Source organism: Aeromonas sp. PI_26, from assembly GCF_027854445.1.
Taxonomy (GTDB): Bacteria; Pseudomonadota; Gammaproteobacteria; order Enterobacterales; family Aeromonadaceae; genus Aeromonas; species Aeromonas veronii.
Window position 1 is genome coordinate 140,383 of sequence record NZ_JAJNOE010000007.1, and the last position, 21,424, is coordinate 161,806.

At 60.2% G+C, this 21,424-nt stretch carries 11 protein-coding genes, 5 tRNA genes and 1 riboswitch; of the genes, 4 read left to right on the forward strand and 12 right to left on the reverse strand.

All coding sequences use genetic code 11. The features are described 5' to 3' along the window. Positions 1-35 precede the first annotated feature (35 nt). Positions 36-1,217, forward strand: a complete 1,182-nt coding sequence (locus LRL22_RS10085) for an aminotransferase-like domain-containing protein (RefSeq protein WP_227095157.1) — start codon at positions 36-38, stop codon at positions 1,215-1,217. Between the two features lie 73 nt (positions 1,218-1,290). Here LRL22_RS10085 and LRL22_RS10090 read toward each other — a convergent pair whose 3' ends face one another. Further along, positions 1,291-2,820: an EAL domain-containing protein gene (locus LRL22_RS10090; RefSeq protein ID WP_336296646.1), complete on the reverse strand. Its 1,530-nt coding sequence runs from the start codon at positions 2,818-2,820 to the stop codon at positions 1,291-1,293. Between the two features lie 253 nt (positions 2,821-3,073). Here LRL22_RS10090 and LRL22_RS10095 point away from each other — a divergent pair, with 253 nt between their 5' ends. After that, positions 3,074-3,979, forward strand: a complete 906-nt coding sequence (locus LRL22_RS10095; RefSeq protein ID WP_043822152.1) for a TIGR01777 family oxidoreductase — start codon at positions 3,074-3,076, stop codon at positions 3,977-3,979. 127 nt (positions 3,980-4,106) lie between these two features. On the opposite strand, the gene LRL22_RS10100 is transcribed toward LRL22_RS10095, so the two are convergent. Together LRL22_RS10100 and LRL22_RS10105 are read right to left on the reverse strand one after the other, a co-directional pair. Then, positions 4,107-6,554 (reverse strand): ABC transporter permease, encoded by a 2,448-nt coding sequence (locus LRL22_RS10100; RefSeq protein WP_270905343.1) that lies wholly within the window; start codon positions 6,552-6,554, stop codon positions 4,107-4,109. Between the two features lie 36 nt (positions 6,555-6,590). Beyond that, positions 6,591-7,286, reverse strand: a complete 696-nt coding sequence (locus LRL22_RS10105; RefSeq protein WP_144714300.1) for an ABC transporter ATP-binding protein — start codon at positions 7,284-7,286, stop codon at positions 6,591-6,593. A 56-nt stretch (positions 7,287-7,342) separates the two neighbouring features. Here LRL22_RS10105 and LRL22_RS10110 point away from each other — a divergent pair, with 56 nt between their 5' ends. Then, entirely contained in the window at positions 7,343-7,954 is a 612-nt protein-coding gene (locus tag LRL22_RS10110; protein ID WP_005335237.1) for an arylesterase, read from the forward strand. Between the two features lie 182 nt (positions 7,955-8,136). Here the strand turns inward: LRL22_RS10110 and LRL22_RS10115 are convergent, their stop codons facing one another. Both LRL22_RS10115 and LRL22_RS10120 read right to left on the reverse strand, forming a co-directional pair. Next, entirely contained in the window at positions 8,137-9,081 is a 945-nt protein-coding gene (locus LRL22_RS10115; protein WP_005362471.1) for a chemotaxis protein CheV, read from the reverse strand. 139 nt (positions 9,082-9,220) lie between these two features. Further along, positions 9,221-12,250: a glycosyl hydrolase family 18 protein gene (locus LRL22_RS10120; RefSeq protein ID WP_425292794.1), complete on the reverse strand. Its 3,030-nt coding sequence runs from the start codon at positions 12,248-12,250 to the stop codon at positions 9,221-9,223. A 115-nt stretch (positions 12,251-12,365) separates the two neighbouring features. Next, positions 12,366-12,448, reverse strand: a riboswitch (cyclic di-GMP riboswitch). Between the two features lie 293 nt (positions 12,449-12,741). Here LRL22_RS10120 and LRL22_RS10125 point away from each other — a divergent pair. Beyond that, positions 12,742-14,931, forward strand: coding sequence for an ExeM/NucH family extracellular endonuclease (locus LRL22_RS10125; protein WP_270905321.1), 2,190 nt, complete (start codon positions 12,742-12,744; stop codon positions 14,929-14,931). Between the two features lie 171 nt (positions 14,932-15,102). Here LRL22_RS10125 and LRL22_RS10130 read toward each other — a convergent pair. The 7 genes from LRL22_RS10130 to LRL22_RS10160 form a co-directional block, all read right to left on the reverse strand. After that, positions 15,103-15,178 (reverse strand) — tRNA-Ala (locus tag LRL22_RS10130). Between the two features lie 34 nt (positions 15,179-15,212). Further along, positions 15,213-15,288: transfer RNA gene (locus LRL22_RS10135), tRNA-Ala, on the reverse strand. Positions 15,289-15,336: 48 nt separating this feature from the next. After that, positions 15,337-15,412: transfer RNA gene (locus tag LRL22_RS10140), tRNA-Ala, on the reverse strand. Positions 15,413-15,475: 63 nt separating this feature from the next. Then, positions 15,476-15,551 (reverse strand) — tRNA-Ala (locus tag LRL22_RS10145). 28 nt (positions 15,552-15,579) lie between these two features. Further along, positions 15,580-15,655: transfer RNA gene (locus LRL22_RS10150), tRNA-Ala, on the reverse strand. Between the two features lie 788 nt (positions 15,656-16,443). Further along, complete coding sequence (locus LRL22_RS10155; protein WP_270905322.1) at positions 16,444-18,360, reverse strand: glycoside hydrolase family 19 protein; 1,917 nt, start codon at positions 18,358-18,360, stop codon at positions 16,444-16,446. 79 nt (positions 18,361-18,439) lie between these two features. After that, positions 18,440-21,421: a M66 family metalloprotease gene (locus LRL22_RS10160; RefSeq protein ID WP_270905323.1), complete on the reverse strand. Its 2,982-nt coding sequence runs from the start codon at positions 21,419-21,421 to the stop codon at positions 18,440-18,442. Positions 21,422-21,424 lie beyond the last annotated feature (3 nt).

Sequence of the window (21,424 nt, forward strand, 5' to 3'; positions counted from 1 at the left end):
ATGGAGCGACCGCCCACATGCCGAGAGAATTGTCTATGCAGCCGTTTTTTGCCCAGCGCTTCGAGAAGGTCGAGCCTTCCTTTATCCGTGAAATCCTCAAAGTTGCCGCCAATCCGGAGATCATCTCCTTCGCCGGTGGCCTGCCCAATCCCCACCTGTTTCCGGTCAAGGCGATCGATCAGGCCTGTCAGGATGTACTGCGCGAACAGGGGGCTGCTGCCCTGCAATATGCGGCGACCGAGGGCTTCGCCCCGCTGCGCCAATATATTGCCGACCGCTATCTGGCCCGCCACGGCATGCAGATCAATCCGGACAACATCCTCATCACCAGCGGCTCCCAGCAGGCGCTGGATCTGCTGGGCAAGGTGCTGATCGACGAGGGTCAGGATCTCATCATCGAAGAGCCGGGTTACCTTGGCGCCATTCAGGCTTTCTCTGTCTACCAGCCCACCTTCAAGCCGATCACCCTTGAAGAAGAGGGTCTGGATCTGGCGGCGCTGGATGCGCTGCTGGCAAGCGGATCCAATGCCAAGCTGCTCTACGGCGTGCCCAACTTCCAGAACCCGAGCGGTGTCTCGTACAGCCGTGCCAACCGCGAGGCACTGGCCGAGCGACTGGTGCGCCACGAGCTGTTGATGGTGGAAGATGATCCTTACGGCGAACTGCGCTTCGAGGGCGAGCATCTGCCCCCGATTGCCAAGCTGGCGCCAAACAATACCGTGCTGCTCGGCTCCTTCTCCAAGACCGTGGTGCCCGCCTTCCGTCTGGGCTGGATGGTGATGCCGGAGTGGCTGCGCAAGAAGGTGACCATCGCCAAGCAGGCGACCGATCTGCACAGCAACGCCTTCAGCCAGCAGGTGCTGCACCGCTTCCTGACCGACAACTCCCTCGACGCTCACTTGGAGAAGATCAAGGAGGTCTATGGCCGCCAGCGCGCTGCCATGGAGGCCGCTTTGGCCCGTCACTGCCCGCCCAGCGTCAGCTACACCCGACCGGAAGGGGGCATGTTCCTCTGGCTGACTCTGCCAGCCCACATCAGTGCCATGGCGCTGTTTGACGAGGCGATCAAGGAGAAAGTGGCCTTCGTACCCGGCGCCCCCTTCTACGTGCGCCCCGAGATCAAGAACACCCTGCGCCTGAGCTTCTCCTGCGTCGATGAAGCGACCATTGAAGAGGGGGTCAAACGCTTGGCCCGCGCCCTCCAGCGCATGCTCTGATCGCCCAAGCCAAACCGTATCAACAAAAAACCAGCGAGCGATCGCTGGTTTTTTATGCTCCCCATTAAACCGTTCAGCCAAATAGGGTCTTGCAAAACTGCTTCATCGGAATGGGACGGCTGTAACGATACCCTTGCAGATAGTCAACGTGGCGCGCCCGCAGGTAGTCCGCCTGCGACTGCTTCTCGACCCCCTCAGCGATCAGGATCAATTCAAGTCGCTTCGCCAGATCAATCACGTTTTCAACGATATGGCTGGAGAGTGCATCCGTGCCGATCATCTCCACAAAGCTCCGATCAATCTTGAGTGCATCGACCTGAAACTGTTGCAGATAGGTGAGACTGGAGTGACCGGTGCCAAAGTCATCGATAGAGATCAACACGCCCAGCTTGCGCAATTCGGCAAACATCCGTGCGGTTGTCTCATCGGCCACCAGCAACTCCCGCTCGGTCAGCTCCAGCCCCAAATCAACGGGATTGTCCTTAAACGCGTCGAGAAACGCCTTGCAGTCAGTCAACAGGTCGAGATCTTGAAAGTGTTTGGCGCTGATATTGAAGCAAAAATGGAATTTGGCCGGCAACTTGCGGGCATAAGGGGAGAAGTGGTCGCGCACCTGGGCCATCAACAGGCTGGTCATGGGCACGATCAACCCGCTATCTTCCGCCAGCGGAATAAAGCGATCCGGCGAGATCATCCCCTGCTTGGGATGCTGCCAGCGCATCAGCACCTCACAGCCACGCCACTGCTCATCCTCACCGGAGACCACCGGCTGCAGATAGGGGATAAACTCCTCCTCGATCAACGCCCGCTTGAGCTCTTCCGCTGGTGAGCTGCTACGCCCCATTAGCCTGAAGGTGCCGAATCCAATCAGCAGCGCCAGCAGCGGAGAGAGGAACAAGGTATATCTGGAGTAGCGCCATGCGTGGCTCCAGTAGTCATGCACCGTGACCCTGGTGACGACCTGGTAGGGGAAATCGGCCGAAGCGAGGGCAATATAACCCTCTTCTGTCGGAGAGGGTGCCGCCCCGACCTGACCTGAGCCAAACAGAGCCCTCTGTCCCACCACGAGAGCCATCGGGGAGTTCTTGCTGGAGATCTCGAGGGTATTGCGCAGGTAGTAGCCATCTACACCGATCAGCACGCTCCCCTTGTCCGTTTCATGACGCAGCACGATCAAGGGGCGATCCGGTGTAACCTCATTGCCAGGCAGCAGTTGCAGCCTGCCATCCACATAACTGTCAGGATTGAAGGGGCCATCGTAGTCACCATAGAGCGAGGTGCAGTAGATGTGGCTGCCGACAGCCAGATTGGCGGAACGGACATCGGGCACAGTGGCCACCTGTTCGCGCAGCAGTTGTGCCGCCTCCTTGCAGGAGTGACCAAGCATCCCCTCCACATTGATGGCCGCCTGCCGGGCATGGCCGATGGTGCGATCAAACATCATACGGGCATGCTGCAACCGTGAATCGGCATCACGCTCTATCTCCGTCACCGTCTGCCAGATAACGGCAACAACCCCCAGCAGCAGGATCCCGCCCCCCATCAGCAGCGCTACCAGAATCCTCGAGTAAAGCTGGCGAAGTTTCAAACGACGAAATGGCATGGCGGCCTCTTTGATGCTCGGATGATGGGTGACAGCCTCGTTGGACAGGCGAAAAGGGTCGCCATAATAGCGATTGTTCAACAAATCTCCACCCAACAAAAATCAATCAATTCAAACTATTGTTGAACAATATCTGGTAAGAAAAAGATAGAGTTAAAACCAGTCTAGTGAACAACACATGCCAAGCTCGTCCACTTGTTGCAGGAGGACGACGTCATTAGAGTAGAGCAAACGGCAGCAGGAGCGTGCAGCGATGAAGATTCTTATTACCGGAGGGACCGGCTTTATCGGCCGCAAGCTGGTTGCCCATCTCAAGGTCAATCACGAGGTCGTGGTATTGAGCAGGCAGGGGAGCCGCGCTTACTCCCTGCTCGGCCACGATATCAAGGTATTGGATAACCTCGACCGGCTTGATGACCTCAATGACGTGGACGCGGTGATCAATCTGGCCGGTGAACCCATCGCCGCAGGACGCTGGAGCGAGTCGCGCAAACAGCTGCTCTGCGATAGCCGCTGGCTACTGACCGAGCAGCTGGTGGATCTCATCAAGCTATCCAGCACGCCGCCCAAGGTGCTGATCAACGCCTCCGCCATCGGCTGGTATGGCAGACAGGGCACCGAAACCCTTGACGAGCAGTGCCGCTCTCCCAACGACGAGTTTACCCACCAGCTCTGCCAGCAGTGGGAAACCTTGGCGCAGGAAGCCCAGAGCCGCCAAACCCGGGTCTGTATCGTGCGGATCGGACTGGTGCTTGGTATGGATGGCGGCGCCCTGCCCAAAATGCTCCCCCCCTACCGACTCGGACTCGGCGGCCCTATGGGATCGGGCAGCCAAATGATGAGCTGGATCCATGTGCAGGATCTGGTACGCGCCATGCTGTTCCTGCTGGAACACGAGGAGTGCAGCGGCATCTTCAACGGAACCGCCCCTCATCCGGTCAGCAACCGGGAGTTCAGCCAGACCCTAGCTGCGACGCTGCACCGTCCACACCTCTTCTTCGTCCCGGCGCCGCTGTTGCAACTGGTGATGGGGGAGGCGGCAGATCTGCTGCTGACCGGACAAAAGGTGATACCAGCACGGCTGCAACAGGCCGGTTTTCACTTCAGCTATCCCGAGCTGCCAAGCGCCCTCACCAATCTGCTGCGCGAGCCCCGCTAACTCACACCCGCTCGCGGCGTCCGCTCGTCAGCACCTCACATAGCAAGCAGCCCGGCCAATGGCCGGGCTGCTTGTTTATTGTGGCTGCGCTATTGCACCTTGTGTGCATCGGCTCGCGCAGGCGGGATTACAACAACCCCTGACCCAGACCCCGCAGCCGATCGCTCAGGGTGCCAGCCAGCAGCTGGCGCTGCATCCCCTGTCCCGCCAAAGTCACCAACAAGGCCCCCTGCGTCGGCAGGCCGAGCCAGATAGCCCAGTGGAACTGCCACTGCCCCTCGAACCACCACCACTGCAGGCCAAAAGAGCAGAGCTCCACCACCATGGCGGCACAGAACCCCGCCAGCGCACCACTGGCCACCAGCTCCCAGCGCAGCATCTTCCTGAGCAGATCGCTGCTGGCACCCAGAGTGCGCATCAGCAGCAGCTCGCGCCGACGCTGAGCCATGCTGGCCTGGGTCTGGGTCATCAGCACCAGCAGCGCGGCCACTGTCACCAGCCCCAGCATCAGCGCCAGCGCCCGGCTCACCTGCTCCGAGACCTGAGTGAGCCGCGCAATCAGGTCATCCACATCGATAAGACTCACCGTGGGGTGACGGCGGATCAACTCCACCTCGGCAGTGCGCCCCGCATCGGGCAATCGATAACTACCAAGCCAGGTACGGGAGAAGGGTGCCAGCAGATCCTCGGAGAAGATCATGTAGAAGTTGGGCCGCATATTGTCCCACTTGATGCTGCGCAGACTGGTGACTCTGGCGCCGAAGCTGTGCCCCTCGATGGTAAAGGCGAGCATGTCCCCCAGCTTGATATCGAGCCGCTTGGCCAGCTCACTATCCACCGACACCTCGCCGGGGCCAGCGAGCCATTTACCGGCCACCAACTTGTTGTCTATTGGCAGGGTTGTTGTTGTGGTGAAGTTAAGCTCCCGATCGACCCCTTCGCGGCCACTGCTGGCCCCCTCGCCCACCGCCTCACCGGCGATATGGGTCAGCCTGCCACGCACCATGGGATAGAAGTCGGAGGTGGTAGCCCCGGCTGCCGCCAGCTCGCTCAGGATCCCCTCCCGCTCGTTCTCGGCCACATTGACCAGAAAACGGTTGGGCGCATCGACGGGGAGACGTGCCGAAAACTCATCCAGCAGATCGACCCGGGCCGCCCAGAGCAAGCCAAACAGCATCAGCGCCAGCGCAAAGCCCGCCAGCTGAAATAGGCCGCTACTGCGCTCGCGCGACAGGTGGGCCAGCGCCAACCGCAAGGCATGAGGCCCGCTCACTCTCGCTCCCAGCCGCAACATCAGGGCTGCCAGCAGGGCCAACAGCCCCATCAGCAAACCCATGCCCCCCACCAGACCCAGCGCCAGCCGCACATCGGCGGTAAAGCCCCAGACCAGCGCAAACAGCCCGAACAGGCCGACCGGCAGGGCCAGCCAGGGGGGAATACCCGCCTCCAGCTCCCGGCGCAATACCCGCAGCGGCGGCACCTTCAGCAGACGCAAGAAGGGCACAAAAGCGAGCAGCAGGGTGATAAAGAGCGCCACCGCCACCCCCAGCGCAAAGGGGCGCCAGGAGGGGGGCGGCAGATCCGGCGGCAGCAGGTCCCCCAGCAGTTGCAAGGTGATCCACTGCATGGCTGTGCCCGCTACCAGACCCAGCAGCGCACCGATCAGCGTCAGCGACAGCAGCAAGGTTCCCATCAGTTGCCAGAGCGAGTGACGGGATGCCCCCAGCGTCTTGAGCAGCGCCACCATATTGGTCTGGCGCTCGGCAAAGTGGCGCACCGCAATCCCCATCGCCAACGCCCCCAGCAACACCCCGCTTAGCGAGGCAAGCCGGAAGAAACGCTCGGCATTGGCCAGCGAGCGGCCCACTTGGGATTCGCTGTCATCCGGTTTGATCCACTTCTGTCCGGCCTGCAATTGCGGCAACAACCATTGCTCGTAACGGACCAGCGATTCCCGCGGCCCCTTGAACAGATAGCGCCACTGCTGGCGGCTGCCGGGTAGCAGGGCACCGGTCGCCTCGATATCGGCACTGTGGATCAGCGCCCGCGGCGCCAGCAGGAAGGGGCTGAAGCCCTGATCCGGCTCCTCACCAAGCAGGCCTGCCACCTTGAGCACCGTATTGCCCACCTCCAGCTCATCCCCCGTTTTGGCCTTAAGCAGCTGCATCACCCGGGCGGAGAGCCAAATCTCGCCGGGAGCAGGGGCACGGGCAGGTTCCAGAGTGAGCTTGCCGTAGAAGGGGAAACCATCGGGCACCGCCCGAATGGAGGCAAGCTGCAACGCATCACCGTGAAACAGCATGCTGTTGAAGCTGACGGTGGTCTGCACCGCCAAGCCATCCTGTTTCGCTCGGGCCAGCCAGCCATCCGGCAGAGCAGCGGCAGTGCGCAACACCCGATCCGCCCCGATAAAGTCGCGGCCCGACGCCTTGAGTCCGGCATCGAGCCGATCCGCCACCAGCGCCACACTCAAGACGCACGCCACGCTCAGGGCCAGCGCCAGCACAAACCAGCGCAGCTCGCCGCTGAAACCTTCCCGGCGAAGCAGTCGCCATCCCAATCGCCACTGCATCATCCCTTGCATCTCCCGCCTGATCCGCAATTCACCCCGTTACACCACATCATGGGCCACCTCGCGATCCAGCCGACCCGCCGTCATGACCAGTTGCCGCTGGCAACGCTCGGCCAGCTGATGATCATGGGTCACTACCACTAGCGTGGTGCCGTGCTTGCGATTGAGTTCAAACAGCAGCTCGATCACCTTCTCGCCGGTCTTGCTGTCGAGGTTGCCGGTCGGCTCGTCTGCCAGCAGCAGGCTGGGACGGGTCATAAAGGCGCGAGCAATGGCCACTCGCTGCTGCTCGCCGCCAGAGAGCCGTGGCGGCAGATGGTGCAACCGCTCGCCAAGCCCGACCGCGGCCAACAGCTCGCGGGCCCTCGGCTCGCAGTGGCGCTCGCCACGCAGCTCGGCAGGCAGCATCACATTCTCCAGCGCAGTCATGGTCGGGAGCAGCAGAAACGACTGGAACACAAAACCGATCTGTTCGGCGCGCAATCGGGCCCGCCCCTCTTCATCCAGCTCGCCAAGGGATTTGCCGAGGATTTCTATATCCCCCTGACTCGGCAGATCGAGTCCTGCCAGCAATCCCAGCAGGGTGGACTTGCCGGAGCCTGAGGCGCCGACCAGGGCCACCGTCTCGCCGCTATTGACTTGCAGATCGATCCCTTCAAGGATGGTGAGGCTTTCCTGGCCGAGGCGAACCGATTTGCCGAGGCCCTTGACGACAATAATGGGGGTTGAACTCATGCTCTGTATCCTTTGTTCCAATCCCTTGATGACAATCCATAGCGGGAGTTGAATTGATGGTGCGTATTCTGTTTGCCTTGTTTGTTGGCCTCGGCAGCCTGCTCTCGTCGGCTCAGGCCCAGACCCTGCTGGTGCTGGGAGACAGCCTGAGCGCCGGCTATCAGATGCAGGTTGAGCAGAGCTGGCCTGCCCTGCTCAACCAGAAATGGCAGGAGGAGGGGGGAAAACACACCCTGCTCAATGCCAGCATCAGCGGTGAAACGACACAAGGGGCGCTGGCCCGTCTGCCCGCTCTGCTGAAGGAGCACAAGCCGGACTGGCTGCTGATCGAACTGGGGGGCAACGATGGCCTGCGCGGCTTCGCACCGACCATTACCCGCCAGAATCTGGCCAGCATGATCGCGCTCGCCAAGGAGCAGCAGACCCGTGTGGTGTTGACCCAAATCCAGCTGCCCCGCAACTACGGTGCCCGCTATCTGCGCCAGTTCGAACAGATCTTTCCCGAGTTGGCCCAGGCTAACGATCTGCCGCTGCTGCCCTTCTTTATGGATGATATTGCGCTGCGCCCTGAACTTATGATGAACGATGGCATTCATCCCACCCCGGCGGCCCAGCCACAAATCCGCGATAAAGTCGCACGCTTTATGGAGCCGCTGCTCAGCCAATAAGCCCGCCGTCTATCACCAATATCCCATAACAAAATATCCCGCCAAAATCGGATGTTTTGAGCGGTCGACGATCTCTGCGTGGCACCTTGATTCAACCTATCCATCGCCAATACCCAATAACAACACATCCCGCCGAAGCGGGATGTGTTGTTACTGATTTAGCATAACCGGCAGGCAGCGTCTCAGCTTTCCAGCACCTGGCGCAGCCGCTCCTGGGCCACGCCGACCAGCAAGTCGGGCTGAAATTTGGAGATAAAGCGGTCACACCCCACCTTCTTGACCATGGCTTCGTTGAAGTTGCCGCTCAGGGAGGTGTTGAGGGTGATAAAGAGGTCAGACATGCGCGGATCGCTGCGCACCTCGTGGGTCAGGCGGTAGCCGTCCATCTCCGGCATTTCGGCATCGGTGATCATCAGCAGGATCTCGTCGGTCACCTTCTTGCCAGCATCGCACCACCCCTTGAGCAGGGTCAGCGCCTGCAAACCATCCTGACACTCGATCACCTCAAGCCCAAGCTGGCCCAGGGTCTCGCGTACCAGATTGCGGGCAGTGCTGGAGTCATCGACGATCAGCACTTTGCGGCCATGCATCTCGGGCAGGATCTCCCGATCCAGCACCTCTTCGGAGATGCGGATGTCATAGGTGATGATCTCCGCCAGCACCTTCTCCACATCGATAATCTCGACGATCTGCTCCACTCCATCTTCGGGAATGCGGGTGATGGCAGTGAGGTAGTTGGCGCGTCCGGCGGAGCGCGGCGGCGGCAGTATATCCTTCCATGTCATGTTGACGATATTGGCCACCTGCCCCACCAGAAAGCCCTGAATGGTGCGGTTGTACTCGGTGATAATGAGGTTGGATTCACTGTCGATGGGCATGGGACGCATGCCGATGGCGCTGCGCAGGTTGATCACCGGGATCGAGGTACCACGGATATTGGCCACCCCGCTGATATTGTGATGGGAGCCCGGCATCTTGCTCAGATGGGGCAACTTGACCACTTCCCGTACCTTGAAGACGTTGATGGCGAACATCTGACGGGTGCCGAGACGAAACATCAACAACTCGAGGCGGTTTTCCCCCACCAGTTGAGTTCGTTGATCAACGGAATCCAATATACTCGCCATACGCTGATATCCATCTGATTATTAATCGACTCTATTATAGAGGCTGCCCGCCAGGAAAGGCAGGCGCATTTTCAACCAGAGCGACCAACCAGACAAAAAAAGTGAGGCCGAAGCCTCACTTATCTCATTGATTTTAAAATCAATAGCTACAGACAGACTTCCAGCTGCCATCGGTTGCCTTGGGCTCGCTGCTGGTCCACCAGTTTGCTTGCCACACTACCTTGTTATGGGTAATGCGATCGCCGCCATTGGCATGATCCCCCTGCGGCCAGCTCGGATAGGCCTTGTAGGCCGTCGGATTGACGTTCTGGCTGCTGCAGCTGGTACCCGGATTCTCGCCGCCACCCGAGCCCAGCACGGCCTCCGGCAAGGTCGGGAACTCGGCCTTGAGACCAATGGTCTGGCTGCCGCTGATGATGCGCATACCGCTCGGCACGCCAGCTGCGGGCAGGTAGTAGGTCATAGCGACTTCAATCTCGGCCCCCGGCGCCAGAGTCTGCCAACCCGGCAGGTTCATGGCGACCTTGTGGAAATCCTTCTCATTGGCAATACCTTCCGAGTTGTCGTTGCCACCGCTCTCCACCACTTTCAACCCCATGCCACTCTGATCCGTGATGGTGTCAGAGGTGGAGGTGGGCACCAGAAACTCGATGCGCGCGCCGCCCGGAATGGTCTGGGTCGACTTGTTGACCAGCTTGAGTTTCGGGTTGATCGGGTAGTTGGAGTCCCCTTCCTTGAAGCCGGAGAGGCTGACCTGGATATCGAGCTGGGCACTCGGCGCGGCCAGATCGTTTTGCTTGGTGTTGTACGGAGTTGCCTTGGCAAACTTCTCGTAAGCCAGGGTGGTCAGGGTGCTGCCCATGCCGTACTCGTTCTTGGCCGGATCGAAGGCGTAGTCACCCGCCATCTCCCAGAACATCACGCCACCCAGACCGCGCTTGATGATGTAGTCGAGCTTGTGGCCCATGGACTCTTCATCTTCGGTTGAGAGGAACACCTTCTTCTCTTCGTTCCACAGCCAGGGCGCGTGGGCCTTCTCATCGTAGTAACGCACATACTTGCCCTGCATCACGTGAGCCGGATTGTTGGGATCCAGACCCCAGGCAGTGCCATAACTCGGCAGCGTGGTTATGCCGAGGCTGGCTGCATGCTCCAGGTTTTTGGCATGCCACATGGGCACGGCGCCACCGCCGATCTCTTTGCCGTTCTTGTCGAGATCATGCCAGATGTTGTCGATGCCGACCGCCCCGTTGCCGCACGGAATAGTGCTGCCACCTGTGCCCGGCTGGCACTCGTTCTGGCTCGGCAGGGCTGCCTTGCCACCCAACCCATGACTGCCACCGCTCACCTCCTGCCAACCGCGGGTGTAATAGGGCACGCCAACGTTGATCTTGCCAGCCGCCAGCGCACCGCGGAAATAGTGGGCAGACCAGGCGGCGTTGAGGTAACCGATACCGCCAAACTGGGTCTGGGTATAGACGCCCCAATGGGAGAGCTCGGGGTCGGCATTGTTGTCGAACAGGGCCGCGTTGTGACCGACAAAGTGGTTCCAGGCACCGTGGAAGTCATAGGTCATCAGGTTGACGTAGTCGAGGTACTGGGTGACCTGGAAGTTCTCCATCCCGCGCAGCAGATAGGCCGAGGCCGGTGAGGCGATGGTCAGCATATACTTGCGGCCATCTTCGTTACCGGCGTTGTCGAGCCGCGCCCGCAAGGTCTTCATCAGCACCTCGTAATTGGCAAACAGCTTGGCCCGACACTGGTTGGAGAGCGGGAAGTCGTTGGGGTTGCCCGCATCCTTCATCGAGGTGGGGTATTCGTAGTCGATATCGACCCCGTCAAAGCCGTACTGGCGGATAAAGCTCACTGCCGAGTCAGCCAGGGTGTTGATACCGGCAGTATTGACCGAGCAGTCACCCTTGGTAGTGGCAGTGTAGAAGCCGCGGGTATCGGCCCAGCCGCCGACCGAGATCAGGGTCTTCACGTCCGGATACTGCTTCTTGTACTTCGACAGCAGGTTGAAGTGGCCCTTGTAGGCGAATTCAGGATCCATCTCGGCACCCGGCACGCCATCCCAGGTCATCTTGGTGGCTGCATCGTCCACCTTGATGGTGTGGCTCTGCTCATCCACCGCCGCGAAGGCGTAGTTGATGTGGGTGATCTTGTTCCATGGAATATCGCTCACCAGATAGGCGGGCAGGCCGTTCTTGCCGGTGCGCCAGGAGGTGAAGTAGCCGATGACCCGGCGGGCATGGTCATCCCCCATGCACTCGTAGCCATCCGGGCGATAGATCTGGCGAATGTCACAAGAGAGGTTGCCACCGGTGGGCGGCAGCGCGGCCTCCTCGACATTGACGGTCACCGCCGCCGACTCGCCGCTCAGATTGGTCTTGTCAGTGGCCACCAGCTTGAGGGCGGCACTGCCTTTGGCATCCGGTGTCCAGTTAACCTGCCAGGGGGCAGTGGTATCTTCGCCCACCTTCTTGCCGTCGACATAGAGCTCGACTTTGGCCACATCGTTGTTGGCATCGGTGACGTTACCGCTCACCGCCACACTGCGACCCAGGGTCACCTTGGCGCCGCTGGCCGGGCTGCTGATGCTCAACTTGGGCGCCTCTGGCGCGACCACGGCGGCGACATTGAAGCTCGAATCCGCCTCGCTCAGCACCTTGCCATCTTTATCCAGCGCGCGAGCTTTGAGGGTATGGCCCCCCACTCCGGCGGCGCTCCAGCTGGCACTCCAGGGCGAGGCGCTGGCCGTGGCGACCAGCGTGCCGTCGACAAGATATTCCACCCGGGCCAAGGCCGTTACCGGGCCGCTCAGGCTCACCGCCAGCGCCACGCTGGCTCCTTCGTTGAAGCTGGCACCGGCAGCCGGTGAGCTGATGGCTACGCCGAGCGCAGGAGGAGGCACCTCGCCACCATAGGGCTTCCAGGCATCTGCCCAGACCACACCGACACCCGGCTCATAGTGATAGGGGGATGCCCCGCACCAGCCTGAATAGGGAAATTCTTTGCACTCGTAGAGGGCACCGACGTTGCTGACGATATCGCCAGCCTTGTAGGCAGTACCGGATTTATAGGCGGGATAAGCGGCCTGAGCCCAGGCGGGCGCAGCCGCAAGGGCGACCAGCATGGCAAGCCTGCTGGGTCTGAAGAGCTGTTGCATATTGTTATCTTCCTTGTTTTGTCTTGGCTTGGTCACCAAGGCAAAGAACAATCGCAACCTGCATGATGGGCGCAGACAACTGGCAATGGACCTGCCACAAAAACCACCCCTCACCCAGGGAAACCCCGCTATCTGGATCCACGATCGAGACCGGAAGCATTGCGCCCCGACATCACTGCCGGTTTGCCCTTTACCTGGGTTCCGTGAGGAACGAACCCAGTATAGGAAGGCGACAAGATCCCCTCAATCTTTATTCTCAAAGAGAATTATCCCCTGCCACGAAAGCGTCATGATCTCAGGGTTAAAATTGATTGAATTATCAAAAAAATCATATCGTTACTGGGATCATAAAAACGCTTTCCCGCACCTTCCCAGATTCATTTAATGTGCGTTGGCTCACTGGTATGACATGCCAGAAATGTGACAATGCGCGCCCTTGGTCAACGAGCCAAGGCTATGGAATCACTGGCAAAAATAAAAAAGGAACACCTATGAAAGGTACTCGTACCCTGCTGTCGCTGGCCGTGGGGCTGGCACTTGCATCCTCAGGCGCCCATGCGGCATTTGTCTGCCCGTCCGATCCGGCTCAACTCACCCCCATCCCGACCATTCAGGGTACAGGCTCCGCCAGCGCGCTGGCTACCCAGACCGTGACCGACAATAACGGCAAGGTGACCGGCAAAATCAGCCCGGGCACCTTCAATGTTCGCGGTATCGTGACGACGCTTGGCCAAAGTCTGACCAAGGGTTTCTATCTGACTGACCCGGTGGGCGATGGCAATCCGGCCACCTCTGATGGCATCTTTGTCTATCTGAACGACAAGGACTTCGCGACCAAATATAAAGACGTCAAACCGGGAAGCGAAGTCTGTCTGGAAGCACAGGTGCAAGAGTTTTACGGCGGCACCCAGCTGACCCCGTTAGTCGACAAGGCCACCAAAAAAGTCCACTTGCAAGTCACCGCACAAGGGCTGAATGTGCCGACCAGCGTACTGCAGGTCAATGAAGGGGAGACGCTGGCGCAAGCCCTCAATCGCCACGAAGGGATGCGGGTACGGCTCGACAGCAGCAGTGACCTGCACCTGACCCGCAACTACGGCTTCGACTACAAGGTCTATCGCAACAACGTAGAGTTGGCCCACAAAACCCCGCTGATCAAACCGACCCAACTTCATGTTGCCAACAGTGCGGACGCTGTCGCACTGGCCACCCACAATAGCAGCAACCGTCTGGTGGTTGAGTCTGATTACAAAGCACCGGATGGCGTACTGCCCTGGTTCCCGAGCTGGGATGCCGATCAGGGATATCTGCGCATCGGTGATCAACTGACCGGGCTGGAGGGGGTCATCGTATACAACAAGGATGCGTTCCGTCTGGTGGTACCCAGCGATGTCACCCTGACTGCCGGCGCCCTGCTGCGCAGCCCTGAAGAGGATCGTCAAGACGCACCGGCTCGCCTCGCTGGCAGCGATCTGCGGATCGGCAGCTTCAACGTGCTCAACTACTTCACCAGCCACTCCAGCATCGGCGGCGCACTCAATATCCTGTGCAAGGATCAGGCGGATGCCGACAACGCCAAAGGTTGCAACCGGGGTGCCAAGAGCCAGCCCGAGTTCGAGAAGCAGCGCACCAAGATCGTCAATGCCATCACCGCAATGGATGCCGATCTGCTCGGCCTGATGGAGATGGAGAACAACGGCTTCGAAGATAACTCGGCCCTCCACAATCTGGTGACCCGCCTCAACGAACAGCAGAAGGATGCGAGCAAACACTACGCCTATGTGCGTCTGCCGGTCACTGCCCTTACCGATGGCAAGTTCTTCGGCGGCGACGCCATCATGGTGGCGATGATCTACCGTCCTGCCCTGCTCACCCCCAGCGGAGATGCCAGCGTCATCAAGCTGCCTGAGCAGCGCTACACCACTGGTGGTGTGGCCAAGACAGCCGGTCAGCGCGACTCGCTGGTTCAGACCTTCACCCTCGCCAAGAGCAAGGAGCCGCTGACGCTGGTGGTCAACCACCTCAAATCCAAGGGGTCAGGCTGCTACGAAAATGGCGATGGCAAGACAGAACCGGCCGACCTGCAGGGCAAGTGCACCGAGTTCCGGGTCTCTGCCGCCAAGGTGCTGGGTGAGGCGGTCAGCAAACTGCCGGGCCAGGTGCTGCTGGTGGGCGACTTCAACTCCTACGCCAAGGAAGATCCGATCCGGGTGCTGACCGACTACAACCCGGCCACCAGCGAGCGGAAGATCGTATCGGCCTCCCACACCTTTATCGGTGATCAGTCCTATGAACAGCTCGGTCGCGAAGTGACTCGCAGCTACGGCCTGATCGATCTCAACGTCAAATTCAACAAGGAGAAAGCCATCTCCTACAGCTACGACGGGGAGCTGGGCACCCTGGACTACGCCCTCGCCAACCCGGCGCTGGCCAGCAAGGTGGCAGGTGTCGCCGACTGGCACATCAACTCCTTCGAAAGCTCCCTGTTCGAATACGGCAGCCAGTACACCGGCTCCCTGCTCAAGTCTGACAACCCCTTCAGTGCCTCCGACCATGACCCCATCATCGTCGATCTGAGACTGGAGAGCGATGCCACCAAACCGGACACCTCCTCAGGCGGTGGTGCACTGGGACTCGGCCTGCTGGCCCTGTTGCCACTGGCCTGGCGACGTCGCCGTTAACCACAGGCGAATTTGAATAGTGCAAGCAAAGCCCGCGACTCTCGCGGGCTTTTTCATTCAGGTCATTGGATTTACAAATGAAAGGCGCGGATGTATGGAGAAAATAAATGATGGAGAAAACAAAAAGGCCACCGCTATGCGGTGGCCTTTTTGCTTCTTATAACAAGAATTTGGTGGAGCTACGCGGGATCGAACCGCGGACCTCTTGCATGCCATGCAAGCGCTCTCCCAGCTGAGCTATAACCCCGATTTTTGTGAATGACAGGCAGTCACTCTGAATTTGGTGGAGCTACGCGGGATCGAACCGCGGACCTCTTGCATGCCATGCAAGCGCTCTCCCAGCTGAGCTATAACCCCAAATTCGGTACTGAATGAATGGTTCTGGCGGCCATTCATCCTAAATAATGGTGGAGCTACGCGGGATCGAACCGCGGACCTCTTGCATGCCATGCAAGCGCTCTCCCAGCTGAGCTATAACCCCACAAAGGTCGGCTTGGGTGATACACACCACACGGCCCTGGGTATTCAATCACAATCAAGAATCTGGTGGAGCTACGCGGGATCGAACCGCGGACCTCTTGCATGCCATGCAAGCGCTCTCCCAGCTGAGCTATAACCCCTTTGATTCCAGATTGTTCGAGGAGAATTTGGTGGAGCTACGCGGGATCGAACCGCGGACCTCTTGCATGCCATGCAAGCGCTCTCCCAGCTGAGCTATAACCCCAACTCACCTCGGCGCTGACGAAGTTATCTCCGGCAACGGAGGCGCATGATAGGCATCACCCGCTTTGCTGTCAACCCTAAAATAACCACGACTGATTCGTTTAGTCAAAATTGCAGCAGTTCGCTGTTTTTACCAGCAAGACGCGTGCTATCTCTCTGTTTTATGTCACAAATCGGCTCAAGCAGCTATACAGGAGAGGCCGTGCAGCAAGCCTCTTTCCCCGTGCAACGCCCCCGCTCTCAGGCATCTTTTGCAGGCTGATCATCAGCTTCTCCCCCGTCACCTCGGGAAAGCCTTTCCATAAAGGGCATTGCATTTGAAAACCCTTTCCATGATTTGTGTAAATTTACAACACAGAAAGTTGATCTGGCTCACAAATGACCATAGGATCAAACCGTGACCCAGGTCACATACCATAACCATAAATGACAGAGCGATGAGGTAAACCATGTTTGAGAATCTGGCAGTCCTGTTCCACCTGCGCGGTGCAACTACCAAGAACGGCGTTGTAGAGAAAGATGCCTATGCCCCCTCCACCCGTGAATACTACTTCCGCTACGGCAAGTAATTGCTGAAAGCCTTTCACGGAAAATGTAATAAAAAAACAACACACATCATCACACAGCCCTTTCGAGGCGCTGTCCTGTCCGGGCCAGATTTTCCACGGCCAAACCTGAACTCCACCAAACAAGAATGGGGCCCGCAGGCCCCATCTTTTATTGCTCCGGATTGTCATTGCACTGAATAGTGCGCTGGCTTGTCGGCAAGCCTTGTAACCCTGAAACGGCTCAGAGCTTGATCCAGGCATCGGCCCAGGCCGTACCCTTGCCCGGCTCATAAGCCCAGGCAGCACCTGCACACCAGCCGGTGTAGGGGTGCGGTTTGCACTCGTAGCTGGCACCGCCGTTGCTGACCCGCTCGCCCGCCTTGTAGGGAGTCCCCTCTTTATAGGCCGGATAGTCAGGCGGCATTACGCCCCCCTCCTCTCCTTTCACCAGCAGGCTATGGGTGGTGCTGCGACTCAGATTACCTTCATCTGTGACCGTCAGTTTGATCTCCAGCTTGGCATCGGTCGCCGGCTTGGGCAGAGTCAACTCCAGAGTGACCTGATCCAGCGCAGGCGCAGAGGCACCAGACGGGATTGTCCAGGCATAAGAGAGTGGCTTGCCTTCCGGATCGCTGGAGTGCTGGCCGGAGAGGGTCACCTTGCTGCCACCTTCCGCCTGCGCCGGGCCGGTGATATTGGCCACCGGCGGCAGGTTGGTGCCACCGCCGTTATCCTCGATCACCACTTCGGGATAGAAATGCTGAACGCAGCGGCTGTAATCCCCCTCCTTGAAGGCACTGAAACGGGTCTGGTAACCCACCAGCTTGCACGCGTAACTCTTGCCGCCGTTGGGGTTCTCGGCCACATAGCTCCAGTCCTGCTCCCAGTAGATGGGCAGGGCACCGGCGCCCTTGTCGTCAAACACCTTCATGTTCTTGCAACCCAGTACCTCGTCGGATGGCACCGCCACCCCGAGGTAGTTGGCAAACTCGCGGTAGTAGTTGATGCGGTTCTGGGACTGGGCGTGCTCGACCGGGCCACCGCACTCCACCCCACCATTGATGATCTGGGTGGTGACCCCGAAGCCCGGCACCAGACCGTTCTGCTTGTCATGGTCATTCGGCTGCCAGGTGCCATCGATGACATGGAGCATGGAGGGCTTGGGCGGCTGCGGATAGGTATAGAAGAACACCGCGCTGGCCAGGTTCAGCCAGGTGTCGGCCACCAGATCGGGACGGTCGAGCAGGATGCGCACCGTACCGAACATCGCCTCGGAGAAGGGGCCGTAGTTGTAGTTGTATGAGAGCTGCTTGGCACCGCGGCCAAAGTAGCTCTTGAACTCGCCATTGTCGAAAGTACCGCACGGCCACTGCTGACCCTGCCACACATCGGGACGGCACTCGGCGTTGTAACCGCCGCGCATGGTCTCATTCCATCCCATCTCGCGCACGTAGACCAGCGCCTGACGCCACTCGGCTTCCGGGCGCCAGTTTTCATGGCCACCGGTCTCCTGGGCGAAGTGGGCGAACATGGTTGCCAGGGTCTTGCGGCAGATGGCATCGGCATCGCGGCCGTCGCTGTAGTCGCTGCACAGGGCCGGGAACTTGGCCGCCGCCTGCAACAGACCGCGATAGGTGTACTCGGGGGCGCGCAGCGGGAAGAGGTAATTGAACTGACCCTCGCTCAGCAGGCTTTCAACCCGCTTGACGTTGCCCGGGTTGTCGGCACGGCCCGGCTGCACCGCCTCGACCACCAGATTGTCCCGGGTAGCGATGGAGGCCTTGACCGCTTCCATCGCCGGGAAGTCGGTCAGCGCCTTCTCTTTGGCATCCAGCTCGGCCTGGCTCATATAGACAGGGGTAGTGCTGCCATCCGGCGGGGTAGGTGTCGGCGGATTGGGCTTGTCATCGCCGCCGGTATCCGGCGGGGTCACTTCCCCCTCGCCAATCAGCTTCCACGGGGTATCCCACTCATTGGCGGCCGCCATGCCCGGAGTCTGACCCGGGTTGACCCACCACTTGGCCTCGAAAACCTGGCCGTTGTAATTGACCTGGCTGCCGCCCGGGTAGGATTTGTTGATGTCGTATGCCTCGGCCGCCCACAGGTGGCCGCTCAGCATCAAGCCGGCAAGCAGCAGGGATATGCGATTTTTTTTCATTATTGTTGCTCTCTGTCTAGGTTTTCAGCAGAAAAGGTGGGGCCTCATAAGACCCCGCCACCATCATAGGGATCCCGGCTTAACGGCAGCTTGCCGCCCCGACATCCAGCCAGACGCCGTGCTTGCCCGGCTCGTTACCTTGAGTCCACCACCTGGCCTGCCACCGACGGCCGTTGTGGTTGGTCAGATCCCCGCCGCTGTAGGCAACGGTCGCGCTCCACCCCAGATCAACCTGACTCGCCAGCGCCCACTGATCGGCACTGCGGCTCGGCGCATTGCCCTGAGTCCAGTACTTGGCACGCCATACCAGCTGGTTGTGGCTCACCTTGTCACCGCCGTTGTAGACCTTGCCGGCCTGCCATGCGGGAACGTTGGCCGCTTCCGGATCTGTGGTGTTGCAAGAGCCGTCGACCACGGGCTCCAGCGTCAGCACGACGCGCCCTTCGCTCTGGTGTACCCCGTCCGAGACGCTCACACTCAGCTCATGCTGCTCGCTGGTGGTGACAGCCGGCGGTAGCAGACGCAGGTTGGCACTGGTCTCGCCTTCCGCCTGCCAGCCCGCCGGGAAGTGCCAGCGGTAGCTCAGCGCATCGCCCTCGGGATCGCTCGCCTCGGCAGTGATGGTCAGCCACTCACCGCCGATGCCGCCGAGCTGCGCCGGTACGGTCACCACCGGAGGCTGGTTCTCAACCACGCCCTGCTCCAGCGGCCGCCCGTTGACGGTAAAGGAGAGTGACTGCTGCGGTGGCAGCAAGCTCTGCTGTACCAGTGTCTGGCCACGGCACTGGATGGTGGCGCGGCCGGGCTCGCTGGCGGTGGGCAGGTTGATGTGGAACTTGTTCATGACGCTGCTGGCCGCCCGGTGATTGGCCAGCCTGAAGCGCTGCAGACCATCGCGGGTCTCCACCTGCAACTGGCAGTCACTGCCGGACAGGGTGTTGCTGTCATCCGGGTAGGTGAAGCCGTAGGCGCCGTGCAGCGCCGGATAGATGTAACTGGGCAGACTCCCCTGCGGGTCGTAATAGCCCACCAGGGTGGTCACCGGCACGCCGAACTGTTCGGGCTTGCGCGCAACCTTGGTATCGATGGGGGAGACCTCCACCCAGCTCTGGCCATCCGAGGTGAAGCTCTTCTTGAAGCCCCGGTTCACCAGAATTTCCTTACCGTTGATAAAGAGGCGACTGTTGTAACCGGCCCCGTGATCGATGGTCAGGCTGCGTCCCCGGTTGTCCGCAGAGGCAATCGGCACCCGGATATCCCGAGTCCAGCGACCGTCCCACATGGCGACCCTGACCAAGCCGTAATCCGCCAGCAGGGCACTCAGTCCGGCCTCGCTCAGGGCATCCATGGGTGCATCGACCTTCTCGATCCCCTCGATTGTGTGCTGATAGGGCTCCATTCTGGCCGTCGCACTGTTCCACTTGCTAAAGCCGGTGGCCGAGTTGGCATCGAACACCGCCTTGCTCTCCAGAAAACGCTGGATGATGGCGGCGGAATTGGGGGTATAGAGGGTGAAACGGTTGGCGCCAGAGAGAGGGCTGCCGCCCGCCATCGCATCGTAGCCAAACTTGCGGCCATCGAACGGTGGCTGGCACTGGCCATCCAGACAGGCATCCTCATTGGTGCGGGTTGGCGAGAAGTTGGGGATGAAACGGTGTTTGTCACTGTCCCAGCCCCAGCTGGAGTTGAGCTGATCGGCACTGCGGTGAACCGAGCCACGGAAGCCATCCACATAGTGGCCAAGGCCGAAGTTATGGCCCACTTCGTGGCTGAACTCGTTGCCAAGGGAGCTATCGAGGGTGACGATGCCACCACCGCCGGAACCACCGTGCACCTGAACCCCATTGGCATATTTGCCGCGGCTGTTGTGCGCCGTCAGCTGGGCAACCACAAAGGGATGGCTCCCCTCCCCTTCACCGGCACTGCTGTTGATGCCGTAGTTGGCATTGTCGATGCCATGGGAGATAAGCTCCTTGCCGATGCGCTGGCGCATGGTGCCGCCATGCCAACCCCCCTCGCTCGGGTCAAAGTCGGTCAGCAGGGTGCCATTGGGCAACATCACCTCAGGCAGGGAGAGCGGCGCATACTGACTGACGATCAACCGGCTGGCCGGGATGGTCTGGAAGTATTCGCGATGGGCCTCCTTGTCATTGGCAAAGGCAAAGCGATCCCGTGGCGTGGTGAGCATGCCGATGTCGATGGTGTGCAGCAGCAGCTCGCCGGGGGCGCCGACTTTGATGTCACGCAGTTCACCACTGAGATTGCCCTGACGAACGGAGAGGCTCAGCCTGGGCTGGATCCACTCTGCGGGCAGCTCGCCACTCCAGGTATCCGGGGCATAGGTGATGCGGTTGTTCTCCAGCTCCCCCTCGCGGAACCACTGCCCATTGGCAAACTTGAACTGCAGGGTCTGGCCACGGGAGACGGTCACCTGTCGCTCGCCATAGAAGGCCGTCGAGTTATAACCGGCGCTGGAGCGGATCCGCACCATCTTGCCCTCCAGCTCCGGGCTCACGGGCAGGTAGATATCCCGAACCCAGCGGCCGTCGGCGGTCTGGATCTCCACCAGCGCACGCCCGGTCAGCCGATCCTTGAGGAAGGCGCCGCTCTTGTCGCTCAGTTTGGCCAAATCAGCACTGCTGCTGATGATGGCAGTGCTGCCGCTCTCCGGGACGAAGCTCACTCCGCCTTCTGGAGCCCCCGCGAGATGGTAGACCGTCTCGGGCAGCGCCGATGGCGGTGACAAGGTCAGGGTGCCAAGCAGCTTGCCGCTGCCGTCACGGGCCTCCACCGTCATCGGGGTCACCCCGTCAGCCTGGAGCGGTTGCACCAGCAGCAGACTCTTGCGCAGGCTGGTCAGGATGGGTTGGCGATCCCCCTCTTTGGGATGGGAAGGCAGGATCTGGCTCTGGGCAAACTGCACGCTGGCAGCCAGGCTACCCGCCAGATCGCTTTGCGGTGTCGTCTCATTGAATATCAGGGGCGAGGTGGCGGCAGACAGGGGGCCAGCCGCCAGGGTTGCCATGATGAGGGCTGCGATTCGGGTCACATTTGTGGTCATTGT

Bases quoted from the DNA above. Each gene is read 5' to 3' on its own strand.
- LRL22_RS10085 (WP_227095157.1), top strand. From the start codon at position 36: ATGCAGCCGTTTTTTGCCCAGCGCTTCGAGAAGGTCGAGCCTTCCTTT.
- LRL22_RS10090 (WP_336296646.1), bottom strand. From the start codon at position 2,820: ATGCCATTTCGTCGTTTGAAACTTCGCCAGCTTTACTCGAGGATTCTG.
- LRL22_RS10095 (WP_043822152.1), top strand. From the start codon at position 3,074: ATGAAGATTCTTATTACCGGAGGGACCGGCTTTATCGGCCGCAAGCTG.
- LRL22_RS10100 (WP_270905343.1), bottom strand. From the start codon at position 6,554: ATGATGCAGTGGCGATTGGGATGGCGACTGCTTCGCCGGGAAGGTTTC.
- LRL22_RS10105 (WP_144714300.1), bottom strand. From the start codon at position 7,286: ATGAGTTCAACCCCCATTATTGTCGTCAAGGGCCTCGGCAAATCGGTT.
- LRL22_RS10110 (WP_005335237.1), top strand. From the start codon at position 7,343: ATGGTGCGTATTCTGTTTGCCTTGTTTGTTGGCCTCGGCAGCCTGCTC.
- LRL22_RS10115 (WP_005362471.1), bottom strand. From the start codon at position 9,081: ATGGCGAGTATATTGGATTCCGTTGATCAACGAACTCAACTGGTGGGG.
- LRL22_RS10120 (WP_425292794.1), bottom strand. From the start codon at position 12,250: ATGCAACAGCTCTTCAGACCCAGCAGGCTTGCCATGCTGGTCGCCCTT.
- LRL22_RS10125 (WP_270905321.1), top strand. From the start codon at position 12,742: ATGAAAGGTACTCGTACCCTGCTGTCGCTGGCCGTGGGGCTGGCACTT.
- LRL22_RS10155 (WP_270905322.1), bottom strand. From the start codon at position 18,360: ATGAAAAAAAATCGCATATCCCTGCTGCTTGCCGGCTTGATGCTGAGC.
- LRL22_RS10160 (WP_270905323.1), bottom strand. From the start codon at position 21,421: ATGACCACAAATGTGACCCGAATCGCAGCCCTCATCATGGCAACCCTG.